Origin of the sequence: Vibrio splendidus (assembly GCF_002873455.1) — a bacterium.
Lineage (GTDB): Bacteria > Pseudomonadota > Gammaproteobacteria > Enterobacterales > Vibrionaceae > Vibrio > Vibrio splendidus_J.
The window spans coordinates 22,469-42,898 of the sequence record NZ_MCUN01000006.1; the positions used below are offsets into that span (position 1 = coordinate 22,469).

Annotated in this window: 20 protein-coding genes; 3 read left to right on the forward strand and 17 right to left on the reverse strand. The window is 37.3% G+C overall.

Features of this window, described 5'->3' with window-relative positions; translation table 11 throughout:
- Window positions 1-52 precede the first annotated feature (52 nt).
- Together BCU75_RS03325 and BCU75_RS03330 are read left to right on the forward strand one after the other, a co-directional pair.
- The gene (locus BCU75_RS03325) at window positions 53-1,396 is read left to right on the forward strand and encodes an MATE family efflux transporter (protein WP_102472913.1); all 1,344 of its coding nucleotides are present in this window, start codon (window positions 53-55) and stop codon (window positions 1,394-1,396) included.
- 80 nt (window positions 1,397-1,476) lie between these two features.
- Window positions 1,477-1,959 carry a methylated-DNA--[protein]-cysteine S-methyltransferase gene (locus tag BCU75_RS03330; RefSeq protein ID WP_102472914.1) on the forward strand — a complete coding sequence of 161 codons (483 nt, stop codon included), beginning with the start codon at window positions 1,477-1,479 and terminating at the stop codon, window positions 1,957-1,959.
- A gap of 312 nt (window positions 1,960-2,271) precedes the next feature.
- Here BCU75_RS03330 and BCU75_RS03340 read toward each other — a convergent pair whose 3' ends face one another.
- The 3 genes from BCU75_RS03340 to gpmM all read right to left on the reverse strand — a co-directional run bounded on the left by BCU75_RS03340 (window position 2,272) and on the right by gpmM (window position 4,889).
- On the reverse strand, window positions 2,272-2,595 hold the full coding sequence (locus BCU75_RS03340; RefSeq protein ID WP_016792662.1) for a nucleotidyltransferase family protein: 324 nt from the start codon (window positions 2,593-2,595) through the stop codon (window positions 2,272-2,274).
- The gene (locus BCU75_RS03345) at window positions 2,585-3,049 is read right to left on the reverse strand and encodes an HI0074 family nucleotidyltransferase substrate-binding subunit (protein ID WP_016792663.1); all 465 of its coding nucleotides are present in this window, start codon (window positions 3,047-3,049) and stop codon (window positions 2,585-2,587) included. Before BCU75_RS03345 ends, BCU75_RS03340 begins: the two co-directional genes overlap by 11 nt.
- A gap of 307 nt (window positions 3,050-3,356) precedes the next feature.
- Window positions 3,357-4,889: a 2,3-bisphosphoglycerate-independent phosphoglycerate mutase gene (gene gpmM / locus BCU75_RS03350; protein WP_102472915.1), complete on the reverse strand. Its 1,533-nt coding sequence runs from the start codon at window positions 4,887-4,889 to the stop codon at window positions 3,357-3,359.
- Window positions 4,890-5,210: 321 nt separating this feature from the next.
- On the opposite strand from gpmM, the gene BCU75_RS03355 reads away from it, so the two are divergent.
- Window positions 5,211-6,212, forward strand: coding sequence for a sugar transferase (locus BCU75_RS03355; protein ID WP_102472916.1), 1,002 nt, complete (start codon window positions 5,211-5,213; stop codon window positions 6,210-6,212).
- A 616-nt stretch (window positions 6,213-6,828) separates the two neighbouring features.
- Here the strand turns inward: BCU75_RS03355 and BCU75_RS03360 are convergent.
- The 14 genes from BCU75_RS03360 to fcl form a co-directional block, all read right to left on the reverse strand.
- Window positions 6,829-7,581: a glycosyltransferase family 2 protein gene (locus BCU75_RS03360; RefSeq protein WP_102472917.1), complete on the reverse strand. Its 753-nt coding sequence runs from the start codon at window positions 7,579-7,581 to the stop codon at window positions 6,829-6,831.
- A gap of 25 nt (window positions 7,582-7,606) precedes the next feature.
- Entirely contained in the window at window positions 7,607-8,377 is a 771-nt protein-coding gene (locus BCU75_RS03365; RefSeq protein ID WP_102472918.1) for a hypothetical protein, read from the reverse strand.
- Window positions 8,364-9,530 (reverse strand): hypothetical protein, encoded by a 1,167-nt coding sequence (locus BCU75_RS03370; RefSeq protein ID WP_102472919.1) that lies wholly within the window; start codon window positions 9,528-9,530, stop codon window positions 8,364-8,366. Before BCU75_RS03370 ends, BCU75_RS03365 begins: the two co-directional genes overlap by 14 nt.
- Complete coding sequence (locus BCU75_RS03375) at window positions 9,524-10,297, reverse strand: sugar phosphate isomerase/epimerase family protein (RefSeq protein WP_102472920.1); 774 nt, start codon at window positions 10,295-10,297, stop codon at window positions 9,524-9,526. Before BCU75_RS03375 ends, BCU75_RS03370 begins: the two co-directional genes overlap by 7 nt.
- Complete coding sequence (locus tag BCU75_RS03380) at window positions 10,294-11,052, reverse strand: NAD(P)-dependent oxidoreductase (protein ID WP_102472921.1); 759 nt, start codon at window positions 11,050-11,052, stop codon at window positions 10,294-10,296. Before BCU75_RS03380 ends, BCU75_RS03375 begins: the two co-directional genes overlap by 4 nt.
- Window positions 11,045-11,965: a hypothetical protein gene (locus BCU75_RS03385; RefSeq protein ID WP_102472922.1), complete on the reverse strand. Its 921-nt coding sequence runs from the start codon at window positions 11,963-11,965 to the stop codon at window positions 11,045-11,047. Before BCU75_RS03385 ends, BCU75_RS03380 begins: the two co-directional genes overlap by 8 nt.
- On the reverse strand, window positions 11,962-13,044 hold the full coding sequence (locus BCU75_RS03390) for a hypothetical protein (protein ID WP_102472923.1): 1,083 nt from the start codon (window positions 13,042-13,044) through the stop codon (window positions 11,962-11,964). Before BCU75_RS03390 ends, BCU75_RS03385 begins: the two co-directional genes overlap by 4 nt.
- A 44-nt stretch (window positions 13,045-13,088) precedes the next feature.
- Entirely contained in the window at window positions 13,089-13,958 is an 870-nt protein-coding gene (locus BCU75_RS03395; RefSeq protein WP_102472924.1) for a DUF6492 family protein, read from the reverse strand.
- Window positions 13,951-14,838, reverse strand: a complete 888-nt coding sequence (locus tag BCU75_RS03400) for a glycosyltransferase (RefSeq protein WP_102472925.1) — start codon at window positions 14,836-14,838, stop codon at window positions 13,951-13,953. Before BCU75_RS03400 ends, BCU75_RS03395 begins: the two co-directional genes overlap by 8 nt.
- Before the next feature lie 2 nt (window positions 14,839-14,840).
- Window positions 14,841-15,956 carry an FAD-dependent oxidoreductase gene (locus BCU75_RS03405; RefSeq protein WP_102473022.1) on the reverse strand — a complete coding sequence of 372 codons (1,116 nt, stop codon included), beginning with the start codon at window positions 15,954-15,956 and terminating at the stop codon, window positions 14,841-14,843.
- A gap of 70 nt (window positions 15,957-16,026) precedes the next feature.
- A complete protein-coding gene (locus BCU75_RS03410) occupies window positions 16,027-17,445 on the reverse strand; it encodes a phosphomannomutase (RefSeq protein ID WP_102472926.1) in 1,419 nt (472 codons plus the stop codon).
- 3 nt (window positions 17,446-17,448) lie between these two features.
- Window positions 17,449-18,897: a mannose-1-phosphate guanylyltransferase/mannose-6-phosphate isomerase gene (locus BCU75_RS03415; protein WP_102472927.1), complete on the reverse strand. Its 1,449-nt coding sequence runs from the start codon at window positions 18,895-18,897 to the stop codon at window positions 17,449-17,451.
- Between the two features lie 55 nt (window positions 18,898-18,952).
- On the reverse strand, window positions 18,953-19,417 hold the full coding sequence (locus BCU75_RS03420; RefSeq protein WP_102472928.1) for a GDP-mannose mannosyl hydrolase: 465 nt from the start codon (window positions 19,415-19,417) through the stop codon (window positions 18,953-18,955).
- A 3-nt stretch (window positions 19,418-19,420) separates the two neighbouring features.
- The gene (fcl, locus tag BCU75_RS03425; protein ID WP_102472929.1) at window positions 19,421-20,380 is read right to left on the reverse strand and encodes a GDP-L-fucose synthase; all 960 of its coding nucleotides are present in this window, start codon (window positions 20,378-20,380) and stop codon (window positions 19,421-19,423) included.
- Window positions 20,381-20,430: the final 50 nt, after the last annotated feature.

Here is a 20,430-nt window from a genome sequence, read left to right on the forward strand (position 1 = left end):
TCGTATCCCGCATCTGTTTATCCTACGGTTTTGGTTTCAATCGGCGTTTTACATGCAAGATAAGCACGGGCTTTTAACGGCCCCTATTGAGAGTACATTGCGTACCATGACCATACCGACCATATTCGGTATGGTAGCGATCTTGATGTTTAACCTCGTCGATACTTTCTTTATCTCGTTGCTTGGTACTCAAGCCTTAGCAGCGGTGAGTTTTACCTTTCCAGTCACCTTTGCCATCAACTGCATCACCATGGGAATCGGCATCGGCTTATCGACATGTATTGGGCGATTGCTTGGCCAAGGCTGTGCACAAAATGCAGCACGCTTTACCTGTCATGGCTTATTGTTGGCTCTGCTTCTTGTCGGCTGTGCTTCTACTCTAGGTATTCTCTCCTTAGAACCACTGTTTACCCTGTTAGGGGCAAAGCAAGAGTTACTGCCGCTGATATCGGAATACATGTCGGTGTGGTATCTCGCGATCCCATTGTTGGTCATCCCCATGGCAGGCAACAGCGCGATTCGAGCGACAGGTGATACAAAAACACCCGCCAAGATCATGCTACTCGCTGGGCTTATCAATGGCGTTTTAGACCCGCTACTCATCTTCGGGTATGGGCCTTTTCCTGAACTGGGGATTCAAGGCGCTGCGATTGCCAGTGGTTTCAGTTGGTTTGGTGCTTTGTGTGGCTCACTCTACGTATTGATGGTGCGAGAAAAACTGCTTGCGCCGCCTAAGCTGACAAACATCGTCAGTGACTGGCGACAAATCCTAAAAATAGGCACCCCAGCGGCTTTGTCTAACGCTCTGAACCCACTTGCCGGCGCTATCATCATGATGATGTTGGCCCAGCAAGGGACTGAAGCCGTGGCGGCGTATGGCGCAGCGCAGCGTATCGAGTCCATTCTTATCATTGTGTTGATGTCTCTTACTTCGGCTCTTACGCCTTTCATGGCGCAGAACTTTGGTGCAAACAACCCTCAACGCAGCTTCAAGGCTCTGTTTTTAAGCATGCGTTTTGCTGTGATGTTCCAAGGGTTGGTCTTCTTGATGATGGTGCCACTGAGCATTCCTTTGGCCGCCCTGTTCTCTCAAGAAGAATCGGTGCGAGGCATATTATGGCATTACCTGTTAGTCGTGCCCTTTAGCTATGGATTCCAAGGCATTGTGATGATGTTGATCAGCGGCATGAACGCGATGCATCAGCCACTTAAAGCCTTCCAGTGGAGCTTCATGCGCTTGTTTGTGTTTACCTTGCCCTTTGCGTGGATAGGCAGCCAAATCGATGGTGTCGAAGGGATGTTTGTTGGTTTGGCTTTAGGGAATATTGTCGGCGGTATTTCAGGGTATTGCTTTGCGCTTCGTGTAAGGGTTAAAGCCAATGCGGAATGCCAATAACTGAAATGCGAAAGGCGAAATACGAAAGGCTTTAAAGTAACAGCAGATAAAAGACTAGAAACTAGAAGAAGGAACATGACATGGAAGACACCACTTGCAAAATGCTTTATGACGCACCGATTGGCAAAATGGTCATCAGAAGCAATGGCGGTGCGATTATTGAAATTGACCATATCAATACCGAACTAGAGCTGACAGAAAACCCCGACCCGTTATGCCTTGAAACCGCTCGCCAACTGGACGAATACTTTGCAGGCCAACGCACCAGCTTTGATTTACCTTTAGACCCCAAAGGTACTGATTTTCAACGCAAGGCATGGGTCGCATTGACCAGTATCCCTTATGGTGAAACCATCAGTTATGGCGAGCAAGCAAAAAGAATGGACAACCCAAAAGCCGTAAGAGCGGTGGGTGGTGCAAACGGTAAAAACCCGTTTAGCATTGTTGTCCCCTGCCATCGAGTGATTGGGGCGAACGGTACATTAACGGGCTACACCGGCGGCATGAGCCGCAAAGAATGGTTGTTGGATTTTGAGCGTTCGGTTGTAGATAAAACGCAATAAGCCTTATCTCGCTAGGTCGATAATATATAGTTTCACCATCAAGAAGCGCCATTATCACCAGACAACATATAGTCTATATTTAAAATTTCATACAAAGAGGTGATGGTAATGTCCACTGATACGATTGAATCTTATGAAGATCGAAAGCGTAGAGATGGAGCTATAGCGCTAATGAAACTATTATCGTTTTCTATTGATGATAAAAAACATGGCCGAGTAAACTCCGGCTCTCAGATTCGAGATAAACTGGCAAAACGTAAACAATCGGTTCAAGAATCAACATCACCGTTACGCTGATAATAATACGTTCGGTTACTTTAGTTTAATCCCATAAGTGTCAATATGGGCAAGTAACTCACTTGATGTAATTCTATGCTTAACGAGCAAATCAACCTTGAATGGAAGTGACGATTGTTCTAAACGATCTTGCAAGCCTGCGACGACACTTAACGAAATACCGTCCCCCTCGATAACAATATCGATGTCAGAGTTATCTTTATAAGTTCCAAGGGCTCTAGAACCAAACACCCAGGCATGAATGACTGAAGCATGGTTCAAAACAACATCCTCAATCAGCTGATATTGATGAGGCTTAAGGCCGACAGAGCCTGGGCTAACCAAATAACTATCGATCACATTTAACCTCTTGTTCGCATTGACCCTCTTGATCACATTTACTCTCTTGATCACATTTAACTTTTAAATAGAGTGTGACTTGTCCTATCACTGGTGAAAATGACTCCAAGATCAGTGACTGAGCTTCAAGGACATTTTCCTCATCATAGGTGTGAGACAATAAATTTCGTTTTATTAGTGCTTCAAGCATGATCTCACACTGCTCCGAAGATAGGTGCTTAGCTTCTAAGGCTGTACGAAAAACGCTCCTCGGCGAAGCCACATCAAACCCTTCAAACTCAAGTAAGTCTTTAAGAGTCTTCCATGTAAGCTCAAAAGAAAATTCAAAGGTTTGTACTAACCCGGCTAGCTCTAACTCATTGTAGCTATCTTGTGAGCACGCTCTCTCAAGCCTTTGCTGTGCTTTCATTAAGTTTTGCAGTCGTTGCTTCCAACGGTCTGGGTTTGAGTTCATATAAACAGCCTAAAGATAAGGTAAAAGACAAGTATAGTATGAGCCTTAAGCTACCTAATCATTCAAGCAATGTCACTCTTTCGATATTCATCAAGGCCGTTCTTTTCCTCTTCTGTTTAAGGTCGTGCCCTTCTGCTATCCCCTACTTGTATACCCTGCATGTTTTTCTAACCCAATACTGGCCCTTTAAGCTCTTCGAATCCCGTTTACTCGCATCTATAAAAAAGCCCGCACTTTGAAGTGCGGGCTTTCGAAATCATTAAAGCTCAACGTGAACCGCTGAGCCAAACAACTATTTAACTACTGACTACTTAACGATCACGTCACCTGACATTTCAGCCGGGATTGCGATACCAGACAGAGAAAGCATCGTTGGTGCAAGGTCAGACAGTTTACCGCCTTCTTTGAACTCAACGTCTTTGCTGCCTACGTAGATAAGTGGCACTGGTAGGTTAGTGTGCGCCGTGTGGATGCCGCCCGTTTCTGGGTTTACCATCATTTCCGCGTTACCGTGGTCTGCAGTGATAAGCAGTTGGCCATCGGCTTCTTTGATTGCTTCAACCACTTGGCCAAGACATTCGTCTAGCGACTCTACGGCTTTAACCGCTGCATCGTAAACGCCAGTGTGGCCAACCATGTCACAGTTAGGGAAGTTACAAACGATAGCGTCGTATTTTCCGCCTTTGATTGCAGCAACAAGCTTTTCAGTTAGCTCTGGCGCGCTCATTTCTGGCTGTAGGTCGTAAGTCGCTACTTTTGGAGAAGCAACAAGTTGACGCTCTTCGCCTTCAAACTCGTCTTCTTTACCGCCGTTGAAGAAGAACGTCACGTGCGCGTATTTCTCTGTTTCAGAGATACGTAGCTGCGTTTTGCCTTCTTTCGATAGCCATTCGCCGTAGGTGTTCTCTAGAGAAGCCGGTGGGAATGCACAAAGCAGTGGGATGTCTGCAGCGTATTGAGTCAGCATCACGAAATCGATCGCTGGGAATACGTTACGCTCAAAACCGTCGAAGTTAGGCACGAATGCACGTGTGATTTCACGAGCACGGTCGGCACGGTAGTTCATGAAGATAACCGCATCGCCATCAACGATAGCTGCAGACTCTTCGCCTTCCGCTTTGATTTCAGTCGCTTTCACGAACTCATCGTTTTCGTCACGAGCGTAAGCCGCTTCTAGGCCAGCAACCGCTGTATCAAACGTGAATTCACCTTTCGCTTGAGTAAGCAGGTCGTAAGATTCTTGAACGCGATCCCAGTTGTTATCACGGTCCATTGCGTAGTAGCGGCCAATAAGCGAAGCCACACGGCCTTTACCCAGTTTAGCGAACAACTCTTGGAAACGAGCCAATGTGTTTTCTGCGCTACGTGGCGGTGTATCACGACCGTCTAGGAATGCGTGTAGGTAGATTTTCTCTGCGCCACGCTCTGCTGCCATTTCAACGGCTGCGTAGATGTGATCTTCATGAGAGTGAACGCCACCTGGAGACATAAGGCCCATGATGTGAACGGCTTTGTCTGCTTTAACCGCTTTATCAACAGCATTCACTAGCGCTTCAGTTTGACCGAATTCGCCGTCTGCGATTGATTTAGTAATACGCGTTAAATCTTGGTATACCACGCGACCCGCACCAATGTTGGTGTGACCCACTTCAGAGTTACCCATTTGGCCATCAGGTAGGCCTACATCTAAGCCAGAAGCCGAGATTAGCGTGTTAGGTTGGTTAGCAATAAGACCGTCTAATACAGGTGTATTAGCGTTCGCGATAGCGTTGTCTTGGTTGTCTTCACGGTAACCGTAACCGTCAAGGATCACTAGAGCCATTGGCTTCTTAGCTGACATAGGACTGACCTCGTTCAATTCAAAATAAATCGGTATAAAAACAAATTAGCGTAATTTTACTACAGTTTACAGTCAAAACTGTAGCGGAAGATCAAGAAAGGGCGCAGGTAGGAGGATCGGATATGAAAAAAAATGTCATTTTGTGTTTAAGGCTTAATAATCATTTTATATAAAACTGGTTGAAATAACTGAGTACATCATAATCAACAGCATGTACATTAGAGCACTTTTAACGTAAGATGCACGCAAATGCAAAGTCGCTATTGATATGTATACAACTTTGGCCAAATATCTCTTAAATAATTATAAAGCAAACTTATAATGAAAAACTCAGTTGCTCTAAAACAGACTCACCCATCAGAATTTTCCGAGCCCCCCCTTAAAACAGAGCCAAACCATCAGGCTCTACAAACCTTAGCATCGGAAAGTAAATCGACACTTCACATATACGCGCCTGAATCATGTTTAGATATTCTTCATTCTGTTTTAGCTCGACATGACATTAAATACGATATCAATAACTACACCATCAGGGACTTTAAAGGTGAAACTTTATGTCACTTTAAAAGTGTGGAGCTTGATGAAGAGCACCGTACATTTTTAATTGGTGCTACAGAACTTGGTGCGTGGGTTGAACCACTAGTGAGCTACTTTGATCGAACTCTTGGCTATACAGAAACGGAACTGCTTCATAGCGGGTACTTTCTGCATCAAAAAGCCTTTTCAATCCTTTCAAATAAAAGAAATGTCAACGAAAAGCGTTTTATAGACCTACTGTTCGTTTTCATGATCGGTTTGGTTGCCATCCCTATCGGGCTTTTGACTGCTGCATTAATCAAACTTGAATCACCAGGCCCTGTCTTTTTTAAACAACGACGAACTGGCCAATACAACCAAGAGTTTGAAGTTATCAAATTCCGCTCAATGCGTAACGACGCAGAAAAGAATGGTGCTCAGTGGGCAACTAAGAATGATGCTCGAGTCACCAAAGTAGGTAACTTTATTCGCAAGACACGTATTGATGAACTGCCACAGTTAATCAACGTCTATAAAGGTGAGATGTCGATGGTAGGCCCACGTCCTGAACGTGAGGTGTTTATTGAAGATCTAGAAAAAGAGATTCCATACTACCGTTTTCGCCATGCTGTAAAACCCGGAGTAACAGGTTTAGCTCAAGTAAAATACGCGTACGGTGCCTCTGTTGAAGATGCGGTATGGAAGCATAAATTTGATATTTACTACATTAAGCACCAGAACTGGCGTATGGAATTGAAGATTCTATTCTTAACCGTTAAGACCGTTGTTTTTGGAATGGGACGCTAAAAGTAATATATTCAGAAAACATCCGCCTTTTAAAAGGCGGTTTCGCCAGACAAAAGAACGTCTACTATGTCAGTGTTTCATTAATACAACTATTCCCCTATATACTATTTATATGGATTTCATACATATAGTTAAATAACACCTTAGCTACAATTACCCGCTCTAGTTTAAGAATCACTTCCCAATAGCTTATGCGTATATAAGAGGGTTTACTATAAAATTTAATTTATATTAGAGCCTTTAACTTAACAAAATTGAGAGCGATCGATACCCAGGGAAAAACACTGACTATAATATGAAAATTTAATGAACTTCGACAGTTCTCCATTTGGTCGTTTGCTTTTCACTTGAAATAATAGGCTCTTTTTAAGATCTTACCTCAAAGAGCAATCAGTCAGTCCCTAGTCTATAGTTTTGATGAGTCATAAAAATATAAGAATATCTTTAATACATATAGAATAAACTATATTAAGGCACGATTGGTTAGCGCCTTTATAAATCTTTCAAAACTAACACACGATAATTTTTAGAGAAAAAAACACGAGTTACCTCTTCTTTATCTCAATGCGTAGCGAATTTAAGTATAATAAATACACAAGATCGCCAAACCAAAATTTTAAATTCTTTTTAGTGTGGCATTTACAATATAGAATATAAAATAATAAAATCGGAGCGGAACCTTAACATCCGCTCTACGACTAAGTATCTTGTAATGCCAAATAGCTGCTCTAAATTTATTAGAAGACAATGAACCACAAGAAACTCGATATTTAGCTAAATTTTTTTGTATACCGACGGAGTCAACTTTTCCCAAAACATCCAGCCACATATCATAATCTTCGTGACCTATATTATTTTGGAGAAACAAACCAATTGAACTACGCTTATAAATTCCTGTTAGGTTTGGTATTCTATTTCCTTTAAGTTGATCTTTATATTTCACAAGAGGCATACAACTAACCGAAGATAAAGTATCACCAACTTCATCGATTCTAGTATAAGATGAATGACTAGCACTATAGCCTTTCTCTTTCATTGTATTAACTTGCAGTAATAGCTTGTCTTTCTCCCATGCATCATCGCTGTCTAAAAAAGCAATATACTCTCCTTTTGCTAGCTTCAAGGCTACGTTTCTAGCATTTGCTGCACCATGCATTCCGGAAGTATTAGATTCAACAACCATCCTTGGTTCCTGTTCTGAATAATTTTCCAAAATAGAAAACGTAGTATCCGTAGAATTATCATTTACGACAACGAGCTCCCAATTTGTATAAGTTTGTGCAATAACAGAATCGATACTCTCAGATATATACTTCTCTGCATTATATGCTGGCATAATTATGGAAACTAACCCATTAACATATTTCAAGTTCTAACACCTTACTAGCATGTGGTTAATCTACGTTAACCATGTGAAAAGACTTAATTTTTGGCCCAATCATCTTACTACTATTAGTAAACCAACGACTAGGGTAATAAGTAACTTTACTAATATCGTTTTTCTGTGCAATAAGTCTGGCTGTCAAAGAAAATGTACTATTAGGAATAATAGCAAATCGAGCATTCTCAAGATATGAAAAGTCACCAAGCTCACTATTCATCATTATTTCGGTATCTTTAGGCAAGTAACTCGAAAATATATCTTTTGCTAAAGAGATATCATTAGTGATTATTGCTATTTTAAGTTCTTGCAGAGAAATATTTTCTTGTGAACAAAGTTCTGAAATAGCATTCAAATAATATTCAATTCTAATATTTTCAAAAATTTTAGCGTTGACAGGATCTAAGTAATCACCACCTCTGAAGTGAATAACTAAATCAAATTTTTCTTGTTGTTCACGGTATGTTAAAAGATGATTATAAAGGTACGATGAAAATGGGTCAGGTATTACATCATCATCTATATTCGCCTGAAAATACCCATCAACCAAAAAACCCAGATCTAAATCACTACGAACACCATAAATTGTACTCTTAAAAAATCGCGCAGCAAGACCAAGCTTTGAGAGAAAATAGTTATTGCAAGTCAAAATATCAAATTCAGAAAGACATTTATTTAAGTTGTATTCATTCGTATTAACAATGAATTTTTTTTCTTTGTTTAACATCAACGACAATTGAAGAATTTGGTTTCCCAAACCACCTCGAATATTAATTACGTTCATTAGTTATAGCCTTGCCCTTATTAAAAAATTCTCTAATCAATGTATAACCTGCTAAGTAGACGCCAAAAAATATTGTAGTCATAATACATACGTCTTGTATTGTACTAATTTTTGATACTGAAGCAATCAAACCATAAATTAAACTAGATGAAAGCATAATACCAATATTCAATAATGGATGATCGATACTCATAAAAAATGAAATAAACATCGATAGCCCGAACAAGTAAGATACGGAAGAAACTAAGATTACTTGATTTAATGTATAGTCAGACAAAGCTAATAAGTTCATCCCTATCATTAACGCAGTCACAGCGAATACACTTAACAAAGGGTAATGTATTAAACCAAAAATCCTAGGCAGTTCTTTATCAGAATCACCAACTCTATTTTTATAAAGGTAAGTTAACATTGTTCCGAACAGAGCTACAGATACTGATGTATAAAGCCTTTGAATTGAAACAAAATGTCCTAGATCTATTGATGTAAACTCACCAACAAAAATCTGTTCAAATTGAAAAAATAGTGAAAATGACATACTAGAAATAATTATCATCGCCAATTCGGTAAAAGTCATCGTTTCTTTATTATTTGTAAATCGTTTTTTTATCCAACCAAAATCTAATTTAATACTGAATAGAATAAGTGTTAGTAATGTAGATGCAAAATAAATTTTTGCCCAATCAACATGTGGAGAAAATAATAGAATACCAGAAAAAAATAATAATGGCTGAGATATCTGTAAGCAAAAACAAACAGCTATTGACTCTTTGTAAATCAAAGATGCCACATAGAAACCAAGTATATGTAATATTAATGCTGATAATAAACAAATAATAGAGTTTACAAAAGAACGATCAAAATTAAAGTAGACCAAAAACAAAAAAAACACAGCAAAAATCAGAACGCATGACTTAATATATAAAGTCAAAGCTGCTATGTTTTTTCTTGATAAAAGCACAGATGAAACAATAGATATTGAACTTGCGACACTAAATAAATAAATACCACCAACATAGTTATTTCTAACAAAGACACTAAGCTCTTGAAATCCATAAAATGTAGGTCCTATAACAAAAATTAGAAAATTTACACCTGATGTTATCAATGAGCTTAAAATTAACAGATTTCTATTAGTAATAGCACCTAGCATAAACCTTTTACCGTAGATATATCTTCTACCAATTTAAAAATATCGCATTCATCTATTTTTTGAACTTCAAACACAATGTCAACTTTCGAATCTCTTTCCAGTTCGTTTACAACATTGGAAAAAAAATCGAGATATCCCTTTTGATAAGAGAAATCTGGAGTAGATAGATGTAAATGCTCCAATTCCTCCTTACATTGAGATAACACTTCAATTACATCTAGACCTTCATCTAACATTTGTCCAGTATCCAAATGCAACCCCAAATTATCATGAGCCATACGTTTATTAAACTTCAAAAGCTGCGCTGTTGTGTTTATAAACTCACAGCCAAACCGACTCGAAACTGCTTCTACCATTAATTTAATATTAGTGTTTTCAAATAGGGCTAGAATTTTTCTGAATCGGTCATCAACTGTACTTTCTGTGAGACTCTCCACAAAAATTCGAGTTCCCGGAGAACCCCAAAGAATGTACTTAACATTATATACTTTTGCGATAACGATTAGCCTCTCAAAATGACATAACATATTGTTAAACTGCTGTTCACTACCTAAAAAAGCGACATCTTCAACACCAAAAAAAAGGGACTGTAAAGCGCTTATTGGCTTAGAAATAGCTAGAGTTGCTTGTCCTCGATCGTCTAACAAATCCCACTTAGGGTTTGTAACTGTTGGAGCCCAATCGATACAGTCAGATACCGATAAAAGCGAACCTTGTTCTGCAATCGATAATTTCGAATCTACTAGTGTAGAGTATCCAATTTTCATTGTGTTTCTTCTTTATAAAATTTACCGATCAATGACAGTGTTTTATTTTTGGAATATAAGTAATTATTAGTATTGGAGAACTCTCGAGCATACCTAGTTCCAATATCATAAACTATTTTTTTTGCATTGATGTCGAGTTCATCGGTATTAACATTTAAATAGGTAAACAACTCTTTAACTGATATTGGCTCAACAGCAACATTCAAAACCTTGATATTTTTCTTAGCTACATATTCTAATATATCAGTTAGGTTATCTAAACAAAACCACTGGAACTTACTATTAGGATTAAATCCAGATATATCTTTACCGACGATCAAGTCGTAAATAATATTCTTTTTAAGGCCTTGTCCAAATAGACCTGGTAACCTAATAACAATCACATTTTCAAAGTGGGCCGATATTTTTTCCTCCAAATAAAACCTATATTTGCCATAAGGCTCATGGGATACACACTGTACATCCTCATCACTTGAAGCCTGCTCATCATATACATCAACCGTGCTAAACAATACGACTTTCTTGGCTCTAATTTTTGTTAGATCATTAAACAATGAATCAAGGTGGGACTTATAGTGCTCAGGATTTTGATTTGCAAACCATTTCCTTGCATCACCAGCAGCAATTACCAACTCATCAAATGATTTTCCATATAAATCTGATATATTTTTTGAGTTTGCTAAGCTAGAATAACTCGCCTGCTTGACCAAATTACTGCCGACAAAACCTGTAAAGCCTACTAATGCTCTATTCACTTAATGCTCCCAATTTTTTTAAAATCGAACTTGCTTGCTTTTGGTATGAAAGATTAGATATTTCCCAACACTCTCTGGATGCTTTTCTCAATGCGGTAATTTCATCAACTTGCATACCAGTAATATGTTTGTAATTTTTGTCTATATCTCCTATAGATTTGATATAGAAAAAACTATCTACATTTGGGAATAATTGGTTAATTTTAGGGTGGTCATGGAAAATTATACCACCTAAAGATATAGCTTCTGCAAATCTCTCTACAATAATTCCTTTCTTAATATTAGCTTCACTATGAAATACCAAATTTATTTCTGACTTCCGATATGAATTTATTCTTTCAACTTCATTTATAACTGGTGGAGTTATTCGGACAAAGCTATTATATTTTTTGTCACAGTGCTTTGTCCATTCAGATTTGTAATTACTACCTACAAATTGAAAATCAAAATCCCGTTTTTGTGTGTAACTTGGCTTAATTTCATGATTAGAACTGTATTTAAGTCGGTATATATCATACTGACTTTGAAATTTTACTAGAGCATCCTCAGTTTTAAGGTACTCTTTATCCATATCTTCACCTAGATGAACGGAGCGATAGCTAAATTCTTGCCAAACTGAAGTATCGAATGTTGTATGGAAATTCCAAAAAACCAGTTTACACACACTACGACTTAGATAATAATATAATTTATCCTGTAATTGTCTCTTAAATAATCTATGAGTAAAATCACAACTAAAGTGATTTGATATATAAAGAATATCATCTTCACCTAGCAGAAGAATAGATTCTAAATCATTAACCTCTAAGTAAGTGTATCCATTGTTAACAAACCCAGAAGAAAATTTATCAAAATGATATTTATGAGTCCTTGGACAAGGGAAAAACCTGGTATTAAGAAGAGAGAAAATCATTTATCATTACCTACTTTATGAATTTTTATAGGGAACGCCATAATTAAACATAGCATCATTAAGAACACCGCAAACTGCCGAGAGCCTTGAAAAAACAACAATGCAGAGTAAATTACAATATATATCACCGACAAGAAAATAAGAATTTTTGATTCACTTGAATAATATTTATACTTATTCAAAACTCTATACAATATAAAAGGAAATGTTATACCACCAATAAAATAACATCCCTTTATTATCAACGCATAATAATCATATATTTCTTCATTTATTAAATACGATAATAGATCAATCACCCACTTTAATGGAATCATTAGAAAAAGTGCGATACGGACAATATATGTAACTAAATCGAAGCTGGTATTCCTTATACATACATCAAATATACTATAATTACATTTAGCTTCTGTAAGTGTTAACGCTGAGTTTTGGAAACTGATAGATGTAGCTACAACAAAATCATAAACAGGTGATATGTATACACCGAAAATAACAAGAACTAATAACAAATATCTGCCTTTCTCCAAAAATAACTTATAGGTAACAAAGGAAAGTAAGGCTATCATCAAAAACTCAGGCCTAGATAGAAGAACAAAAACAATAAAAGATAACAAATATATTATTTTACCTAGTGTTTTTTCAGATATGCTACTTAGGAATAGGCACATTATTGAAAGAAGCATCACAGCCTCTTTCGAAATTATGAACAAATATGGGAGAAGAGGTAAGAATACTAATGATATATAGGATACATTAATCTCTTTGACTTGATTTGAAATTCTATTCAGAAAAAATAAATAGACAAAAAATATAACCACGTTATAAACATAAAAATTACCAAAAACCCAATAAAATGCAGACGAAAATGATACCACACCAATTGTGCTTAAATTTGGAGACATCAGAAAAATATCACCAATCTCTAATCCATTCGCAACTATATACTTTCCCATTTGCATATAATAATATGCATCTATAATATATTCACTTTGTTCCAATAATGTAGAATCATAAATCCCTATCTCCATTTGAAATATATATGAAAAAAAAATGGATATAATCAGAAAGAATGACATGCAGATAAATATCTTAATTTTCCTTGAAAGCAACTTAGCTATTCCTATTTCTTAGTGCCTAAATTAAAAAAGTTAAGGATAATTCCCATTTTGTGGAGAGCATGGGCTAGAATTGTTTTAGACAGCCTCTTATCATGCCTTTCAAAGGCTATATAATAATACTGTGGGAACACTTCTTCTAACTTACAGATACTAGTTTTATCATTGATATTTATAATTTCACTTCCATACCTAAACCATAAATCATTATTAAGATTTACATTGCTTTTCGAGCTTAATATATAATTCCCATAGGTTTCATACTCACTAAACTCACTATTATCAATTAAATTCAATTTACTAATAACAGTATGATACCAACCCAGGTCTTTTTCATTGACTCGTTCAATTAGTACTTCTAAATCACTTACTTTCATCAACATATATTGAGAAATAAAGGACTTGTCCACCTGCTTATCAATGCTCAAAAGTTTTTTTATTGTATCAAAATAAGGAGTGTGATTCTCTTTTGCCATATTAAACTGGTAAATATCCGAATCAAATTCCATTGGCTTTATTAAAACAGTGTCAGCATCCCATATCAGATAACTTCTCTCACTGATACAAAGGCCATATTGCCACTTAAGAAACTGTTGTAGATACCACCCAAACCTATTCACTTTATGTGCAAGGCCTATTTTTATTTTCTCTATATCAGGCTGTGGAATAATATTCGTTTCTTTGATTATATTAACATTTTCAAAATTTAGATCGCTTGCCATATTATAAAACATTAAGTATTGATGGTCTGGTACCACTATATCAACGCGACTCACATTACTATTGATAAGCAAGCCTTCAACAGCGAGTCTAGCAGTATTCAATACCGATGCCTCAGCAACTATAACACACGGAATACTCTCAATATTACTCATCGACTACATTTAACCTCTTATCATCACTAGCTAAAGGCGTAGACATCTCTTCTACGATTATATAGCCATCTTTTTCTGTGAGTAAATCAATTAGACGCAAGACCAATTCACTAAGTCCACCGATGGATAAAAACAGAAGTATAGCGATTCCATATAGTGGGGCTAACGATGAACTGGAAAAAGTAATTGTGAAAATTGAAACTATCGTAGATAAAATCGCCCCAAACAAGTAAAAATTACGAATTATTTGAGAATCTCCAAAAATGACATTTCTTAAAAAATATTTCAAATCATACAAGTGCTTATATTTCTTTGAACCTTGTTTATACTGATAGATATAAGTAGATAGACCAAGCTTATTCAAACGATATAATACATTATGGTGATATGAGCCACTCTTTAACAACATATTAATTGCATGTCTGGATAAACAACGGAGCTTTGTGTCACCTTCAGGTATACTCTTCCCAGTTAACTTGGTAGCATATGTTATCAAACTACTTCTAGGTTCAGATGTCCCAACAACAACTCCATTAATCTGTATATTTTTTGAGACTATATCATTAATTACAGATATCGGATCCGAATCAATATCTAGTAATACGACATAATCTCCAATAGCATTTTCAAGGCCAGCAACAATCGCGGTGTCAGGGCTAACTTTACTATTCATTCTTAATAGTCTTAATGAGGGTAAGGAACTAGATGCTTCTTTTAATGCAGTATAATCACCTTCATTTAATCCATTTGATAATATTATAATCTCACTTGAATAATAATCATCTACTAGGTGTTTCGATAGAATTGATAATTTTCTCGTTGTATTTTCGTCTAAATCAGTCATATCGCAAATAACACTAACTAGCTGTTGTTTCTTCATTTTTATTTACCTAAAACTTCTCTATCAATACAATCTACAGCGTCGAAAACATTGTCTATTTTCCCCCCCATAATACAGTGATACCCTTTAACACCGTCATAGTTGGCCTTAAATAAAATAGGCCTTGAATCATCATTTGAACTAGATGGGAGAATGGTTTTAAGTTCCCAAATAGATTTTTTATATACCGCCTCTTTCATAATAGGCAAGTATCTACATACATCATTAGATATATATGGCCACGCACTTGATGACAAACTATCAAGTTGACTTCTCGAATTTAGCTCTCTTATTTTATCGTAATTATCATACTCCAACCTAGGTGTATATCTCACATGAGTTGTACTATGATATGGTGTCGAAGGAAAAGGCATACATGAAAAGAATGGGCCGCACATCAATGTGATACCAAGGTTTTTAATTATTTCTGGCGGATCGACTAGCGCCATTTCCGTAAGCTCATGAATTAGAGCAATAGGTTTGATTCCAGATTCAACATTTACATGATTTATCGACGCATATGTACAGTTAAATACATGCTCATAAACTTTGCTATGACAATTGGATGCAGGTGACAACCTAATTTTCAATGTATTTTCGTTAGATTGGATTATCTCTTCCACTAGTATTTCGTAGTTTATATCAACATCTAGACCTTGCAATTTTTCCATCATTTGCTTCCGCAACAATAAAAAGTCGAAGGCATATTCGTCAACGCTAAAAACTTCTTCGACAAGCTGAGGGTTAAACAGATCCCTGATTTTTTTAGATGCTTGATCACACCTAATATCAACTCTTTCACAGAATTTGGAAAACTGATTTGCCGTAACCTTTCCTGATTTACTGCCTATTGCATAATATTTGTCAAATTGGTTAACTACACACTGATCAAATTCTTCACAGAATCTTGCAAATGATTCATGCGATCTCGATGCTGTCAATATACTTCTCGGATAGTGATATCCGTTGTGAATTCTAGCTTGATTTACATAAGAAGATCTCATCATCGCTTCTTTTTCTTTTTCAAAAAGATCAACTTGATAACCGCGAAGAGCCATATGCCTAGCTATATAAAGCCCAAAAAAGCCACCTCCGATTATAGCAATCGAATTTTTCAAACCTACCACCCAATAAATAAGATTAAAAATAGTTCCTATCTAAAGAACCAAAGAGTTATGATATTTTATATCATTCTATTTCAATAATTTTTTCCAAAACATGAATAACCAAGCTTTCAGATAGTTCATTACTATCTGTCTCACAATAGCAACGTAGTTCCGGAGCATTACCTGAGGGCCTTAAATGTATAATATTGTTCTTCTCTAGTGTTATTCTTAACCCATCAGTTAAATCAACTTTTTCTACTTGACCATTTATTTCTAATTTTTTAATTAATTGATTAGGATCGTCTATACCATTAGAAATAATAGTACGGCTACGATGAGGCGGAAAATTCTGAATCCTATCGCTATAAGTATATCGTTTGGGTAATTGCCTCACTAACTCTGAAATGCCTTTCTCATTTGACATCGCAAGGAGGATGATTGCAGGTAGGACAGCATCTCGGGTAGGCAAAGAGCTCAATGACTTTCCATTTACCATTATGTCTGTCCCTAATAAGTAACCACCATTAGCTTCAAAACCCGCTACAGAGTTGTAATCCATTATCAAATGACCAAACGCTTCAATTACAAAAGGGGAACCAATTTTTGTTCTCTCTATACAAGAAAAAACACCACTAGCTTCTATTGATGTATTACAACTCACCGGTACTGCTAAAGCTTCAATATTTAAAAACTGAGAGCATAACAGACCTAAAATATCGCCTCTCAACCAATCACCATTTTCATCCGAGACTAATGGGCGGTCACCATCACCATCTGTAGAGAATATTGCATCTAAATCATATTTCTTTGCCCATGCTTTGGCCTTTATCTTATCAGCTTCAGACACAGCTTCTGTATCAATTGGAACAAATTCATCACTACGCTCTAAAGAGATTACGTCTGCACCTAAATGAGTAAATAGCTCTTTGTATAAGTCTCTTCCAGCACTAGAGTGTTCATATATCGCTATTCGCTTCCCATTAAGCAGTTGCTTATTAAATAATTTAGTGTAACGCTCAATATAAGCTTTCCCGGCTGAGGAATTAACATCTAAATCTCTTCTAGTAGCAGACAATTTCACTTCAGAATTACTACTCATAATTAGCAGCTCATCTTCTTTCGTTATTTCACCATCAGGCCGATAAAATTTCAATCCATTACGGTCAAAAGGGATATGACTTCCAGTCACCATTATGCTAGGTATTTCCTTTTGCATAGATGAATATGCTAGGGCTGGCGTTGGTATTACTCCGTAATATATCGTTTCAATGCCAAGTTCTTGAAGAGCATCCGCACAAGCTTTCGCCATTTGAGGGCTACTTGGGCGATTATCAATCGCAATTGCTACTTGTTGAAAAGAATACCTTCCTAACATTGAGTCAATAAAAGCACAGGTAAAAGCAGCACAAACTTCATCGTTAAATTGACTAACTAAACCACGAGCGCCACTTGTACCAAAGGCAACACCACTGTTTTTTAATACTTCAGAACTAATCAACATTTCTTACGCTCTCCCGTAACGGTCTTCAAAGCGAACAATATCATCTTCTCCCAAGTATGAACCTGTTTGAACTTCAATCATCTCTAATGGTATTTTACCAGGGTTTTCTAAAGCGTGAATACAACCTAAAGGGATGTAAGTTGACTGGTCTTCAGTAACCAAAATCACTCGATCACCATTTGTAACACTAGCAGTACCTGAAACTACTATCCAGTGCTCTGCACGGTGGTAGTGCTTTTGGATCGACAGTTTTTCACCTGGGTTTACCGTAATACGTTTCACATGATCACGTTTACCAAAGTCAATTGAATCGTACTTTCCCCAGGGCCTATACACTTCTCTATGGACTTTATATTCAGTGCGGCCTGCATCTTTAAGCTGTTGTACAATCGCTTTCACTTCTTGTACTTGAGATTTTTCGGCCACTAGAATGGCATCTTTAGTTTCAACAACCACTAAGTTGTTTACACCAACCGTAGCGATCAGCTTGTTCTCTGCATACACATAATTATTGCTTGAATCAACGGTGAATACATCGCCTTTATGCACGTTGTTTTGCGCATCTTTGGGGGATACATCCCATAATGCAGACCAAGAGCCAACATCACTCCAACCTGCATCCATTGGTACGACAACTAAGTTACCTGAACCATGATCTGAACATACGGGCTCCATCACCGCGTAATCGATAGAGTCAGACGGACACGCTTCAAACGCTTCTTCATCAACACGTACAAAATCTAAATCTGCTTGAGCAGCGCTCATGGATTTTTCACAGGCTTCAAGCATTGCTGGGTTATGTTTTTTAAGCTCACTTAAGTATTGTGCAGCTTTAAACATAAACATACCGCTGTTCCAGTAATATTCACCAGAATCCAAATAAGCTTGTGCTGTGGTTAAGTTCGGTTTTTCAACAAAACTATCTACTTTAAATGCAGAATCACCTTGATTGGAGTTAGAGGTGCGTTTGATATATCCGTACCCAGTTTCTGCAGCTGTTGGTACAATTCCAAAGGTAACAAGTTGGTCAGCTTGAGCGTAAACTAGACCTTTATTAACCGAAGCTTGAAAGGCACTTTGGTTTTCAATTATGTGATCAGCCGCGAGTACCAAAAGAACCGGCTCATCACCTAACTGATCAGTTTCCATTTGTTTTAATGCCTGTAACGCAGCTAAAGCAATAGCAGGTGCAGTATTACGCCCAACAGGCTCTAAAATAATTCCGGAATGCTCATAGCCACCTAAACGCGTTTGTTCTGCGGCAATAAAACGATGCTCTTCATTACAAATTAACAAAGGAGCTTTATGCTCAAGTCCTTGTAAACGAGCAAAGGTTTGTTGCAACATAGAGTCTTCACCAGCAACAGTTAGAAACTGCTTTGGGTAAAGATCACGAGATAAAGGCCAAAGACGACTACCCGTGCCGCCAGCCATTATTACAGGGAATAACATAAGTGTTCCTAAAATTTAGATTCTTAATATCCACCCCAAAAGCACCCATTGCTTCTTAGCGATGGTTTTTTTTGAAGTACCATTTAGTATGTAGATGTACTTCTTTACTTTTCAGTAAGTTATCTATGCTGAACCATTTGTAAGCATTATGCTGATCATTTATAGGGAGATTTAATTCACTACCATCAACGACAAGGCGATAAGCTATCGCGACATAATGTGTACCAAACTCATCGCCGAAGACACAATCATCATACAAATGCGTAAATGGGCCTTGTAACTCCGCTCGATCGACCGTAATTTCAATACCTAGCTCAGCTTTAGTTAAACGCTTGAAGGCAGTTTCAATATTTTCATTTTTTAAAATTCTACCACCGGGTACGAACCAACTACCGAGTGCTGGCTTATTCAAACGATGGCCAAGCAAAGCTTGATCTTGACTATTTAATACGATCAAATCAATAGAAACCAAAGGGGTGTTTTCAATCACAGTTGAAAATGTTGTTCGGTCAAGATACATAGGCTAATTTCTAAAGTTATCTTGGTTTTCTACAAACCATTGATAGGTGCTTGTTAACCCTACGTCTAAATTAGTGCTCGCAGTCCAACCTAGTTCTGTTAAGCGACTAACATCCATCAACTTACGAGGGGCACCATCAGGCTTACTGACGTCAAAAACAATTTGACCTTGATAACCGACAACTTTAGCTATAGTTTCAACCAACTCACGAATAGTACAATCAACCCCTGTACCTACGTTAATGTGGCTAAGCATTGGTTGAGTATTTAATTCATAAGTTGAAGTTTCTAAGTTCATTACATAAATACTGGCTGCGGCCATATCATCTACATGCAAGAACTCACGCATCGGTTTCCCGCTTCCCCAAGCAACGACTTCTGATTGATTAGCTAATTTAGCTTCGTGAAAACGACGAATTAGAGCAGGAATAACATGTGAATTCTGCGGGTGAAAATTGTCATTTTCGCCATATAGATTAGTTGGCATAACAGAACGATAATTGCGACCATATTGCCTATTGTAAGACTCACACATTTTAATACCCGCAATCTTAGCTATGGCATAAGGTTCGTTAGTCTCTTCCAATGTGCCAGTAAGTAGAGCTTTCTCGGCCATCGGTTGTTCCGCCAGTTTAGGGTAAATACACGAAGAGCCTAAAAATAATAAATCTTGAACACTATTCTGATGAGCAGCTTCAATAATGTTATTTTGAATCGTTAAATTTTCATAAATAAACTCTGCCGGATAAATATTGTTCGCTACGATACCGCCGACCTTAGCAGCAGCTAAATACACTTGATCTATTTTTTGTCCTGCAAAAAAACACATTACATCTGATTGTGATAGTAAATCCAATTCACCACGAGTCTTTGTGATGATTTCATTGCCACCGTTTTGTTCTAGTTGACGTACAATAGCAGAACCGACCATTCCTTGATGGCCGGCGACAAAAATTTTTTTCATATGATATTCCACATTCAATAGAGTCTATCAATTAGAGGGCAGTAATGATT

Coding starts and splice junctions, on each gene's coding strand:
- BCU75_RS03325 (WP_102472913.1), top strand. CDS start 53: ATGCAAGATAAGCACGGGCTTTTAACGGCCCCTATTGAGAGTACATTG.
- BCU75_RS03330 (WP_102472914.1), top strand. CDS start 1,477: ATGGAAGACACCACTTGCAAAATGCTTTATGACGCACCGATTGGCAAA.
- BCU75_RS03345 (WP_016792663.1), bottom strand. CDS start 3,049: ATGAACTCAAACCCAGACCGTTGGAAGCAACGACTGCAAAACTTAATG.
- gpmM (WP_102472915.1), bottom strand. CDS start 4,889: ATGTCAGCTAAGAAGCCAATGGCTCTAGTGATCCTTGACGGTTACGGT.
- BCU75_RS03355 (WP_102472916.1), top strand. CDS start 5,211: ATGAAAAACTCAGTTGCTCTAAAACAGACTCACCCATCAGAATTTTCC.
- BCU75_RS03365 (WP_102472918.1), bottom strand. CDS start 8,377: ATGAACGTAATTAATATTCGAGGTGGTTTGGGAAACCAAATTCTTCAA.
- BCU75_RS03370 (WP_102472919.1), bottom strand. CDS start 9,530: ATGCTAGGTGCTATTACTAATAGAAATCTGTTAATTTTAAGCTCATTG.
- BCU75_RS03375 (WP_102472920.1), bottom strand. CDS start 10,297: ATGAAAATTGGATACTCTACACTAGTAGATTCGAAATTATCGATTGCA.
- BCU75_RS03385 (WP_102472922.1), bottom strand. CDS start 11,965: ATGATTTTCTCTCTTCTTAATACCAGGTTTTTCCCTTGTCCAAGGACT.
- BCU75_RS03390 (WP_102472923.1), bottom strand. CDS start 13,044: ATGTCATTCTTTCTGATTATATCCATTTTTTTTTCATATATATTTCAA.
- BCU75_RS03395 (WP_102472924.1), bottom strand. CDS start 13,958: ATGAGTAATATTGAGAGTATTCCGTGTGTTATAGTTGCTGAGGCATCG.
- BCU75_RS03400 (WP_102472925.1), bottom strand. CDS start 14,838: ATGAAGAAACAACAGCTAGTTAGTGTTATTTGCGATATGACTGATTTA.
- BCU75_RS03410 (WP_102472926.1), bottom strand. CDS start 17,445: ATGTTGATTAGTTCTGAAGTATTAAAAAACAGTGGTGTTGCCTTTGGT.
- BCU75_RS03415 (WP_102472927.1), bottom strand. CDS start 18,897: ATGTTATTCCCTGTAATAATGGCTGGCGGCACGGGTAGTCGTCTTTGG.
- BCU75_RS03420 (WP_102472928.1), bottom strand. CDS start 19,417: ATGTATCTTGACCGAACAACATTTTCAACTGTGATTGAAAACACCCCT.
- fcl (WP_102472929.1), bottom strand. CDS start 20,380: ATGAAAAAAATTTTTGTCGCCGGCCATCAAGGAATGGTCGGTTCTGCT.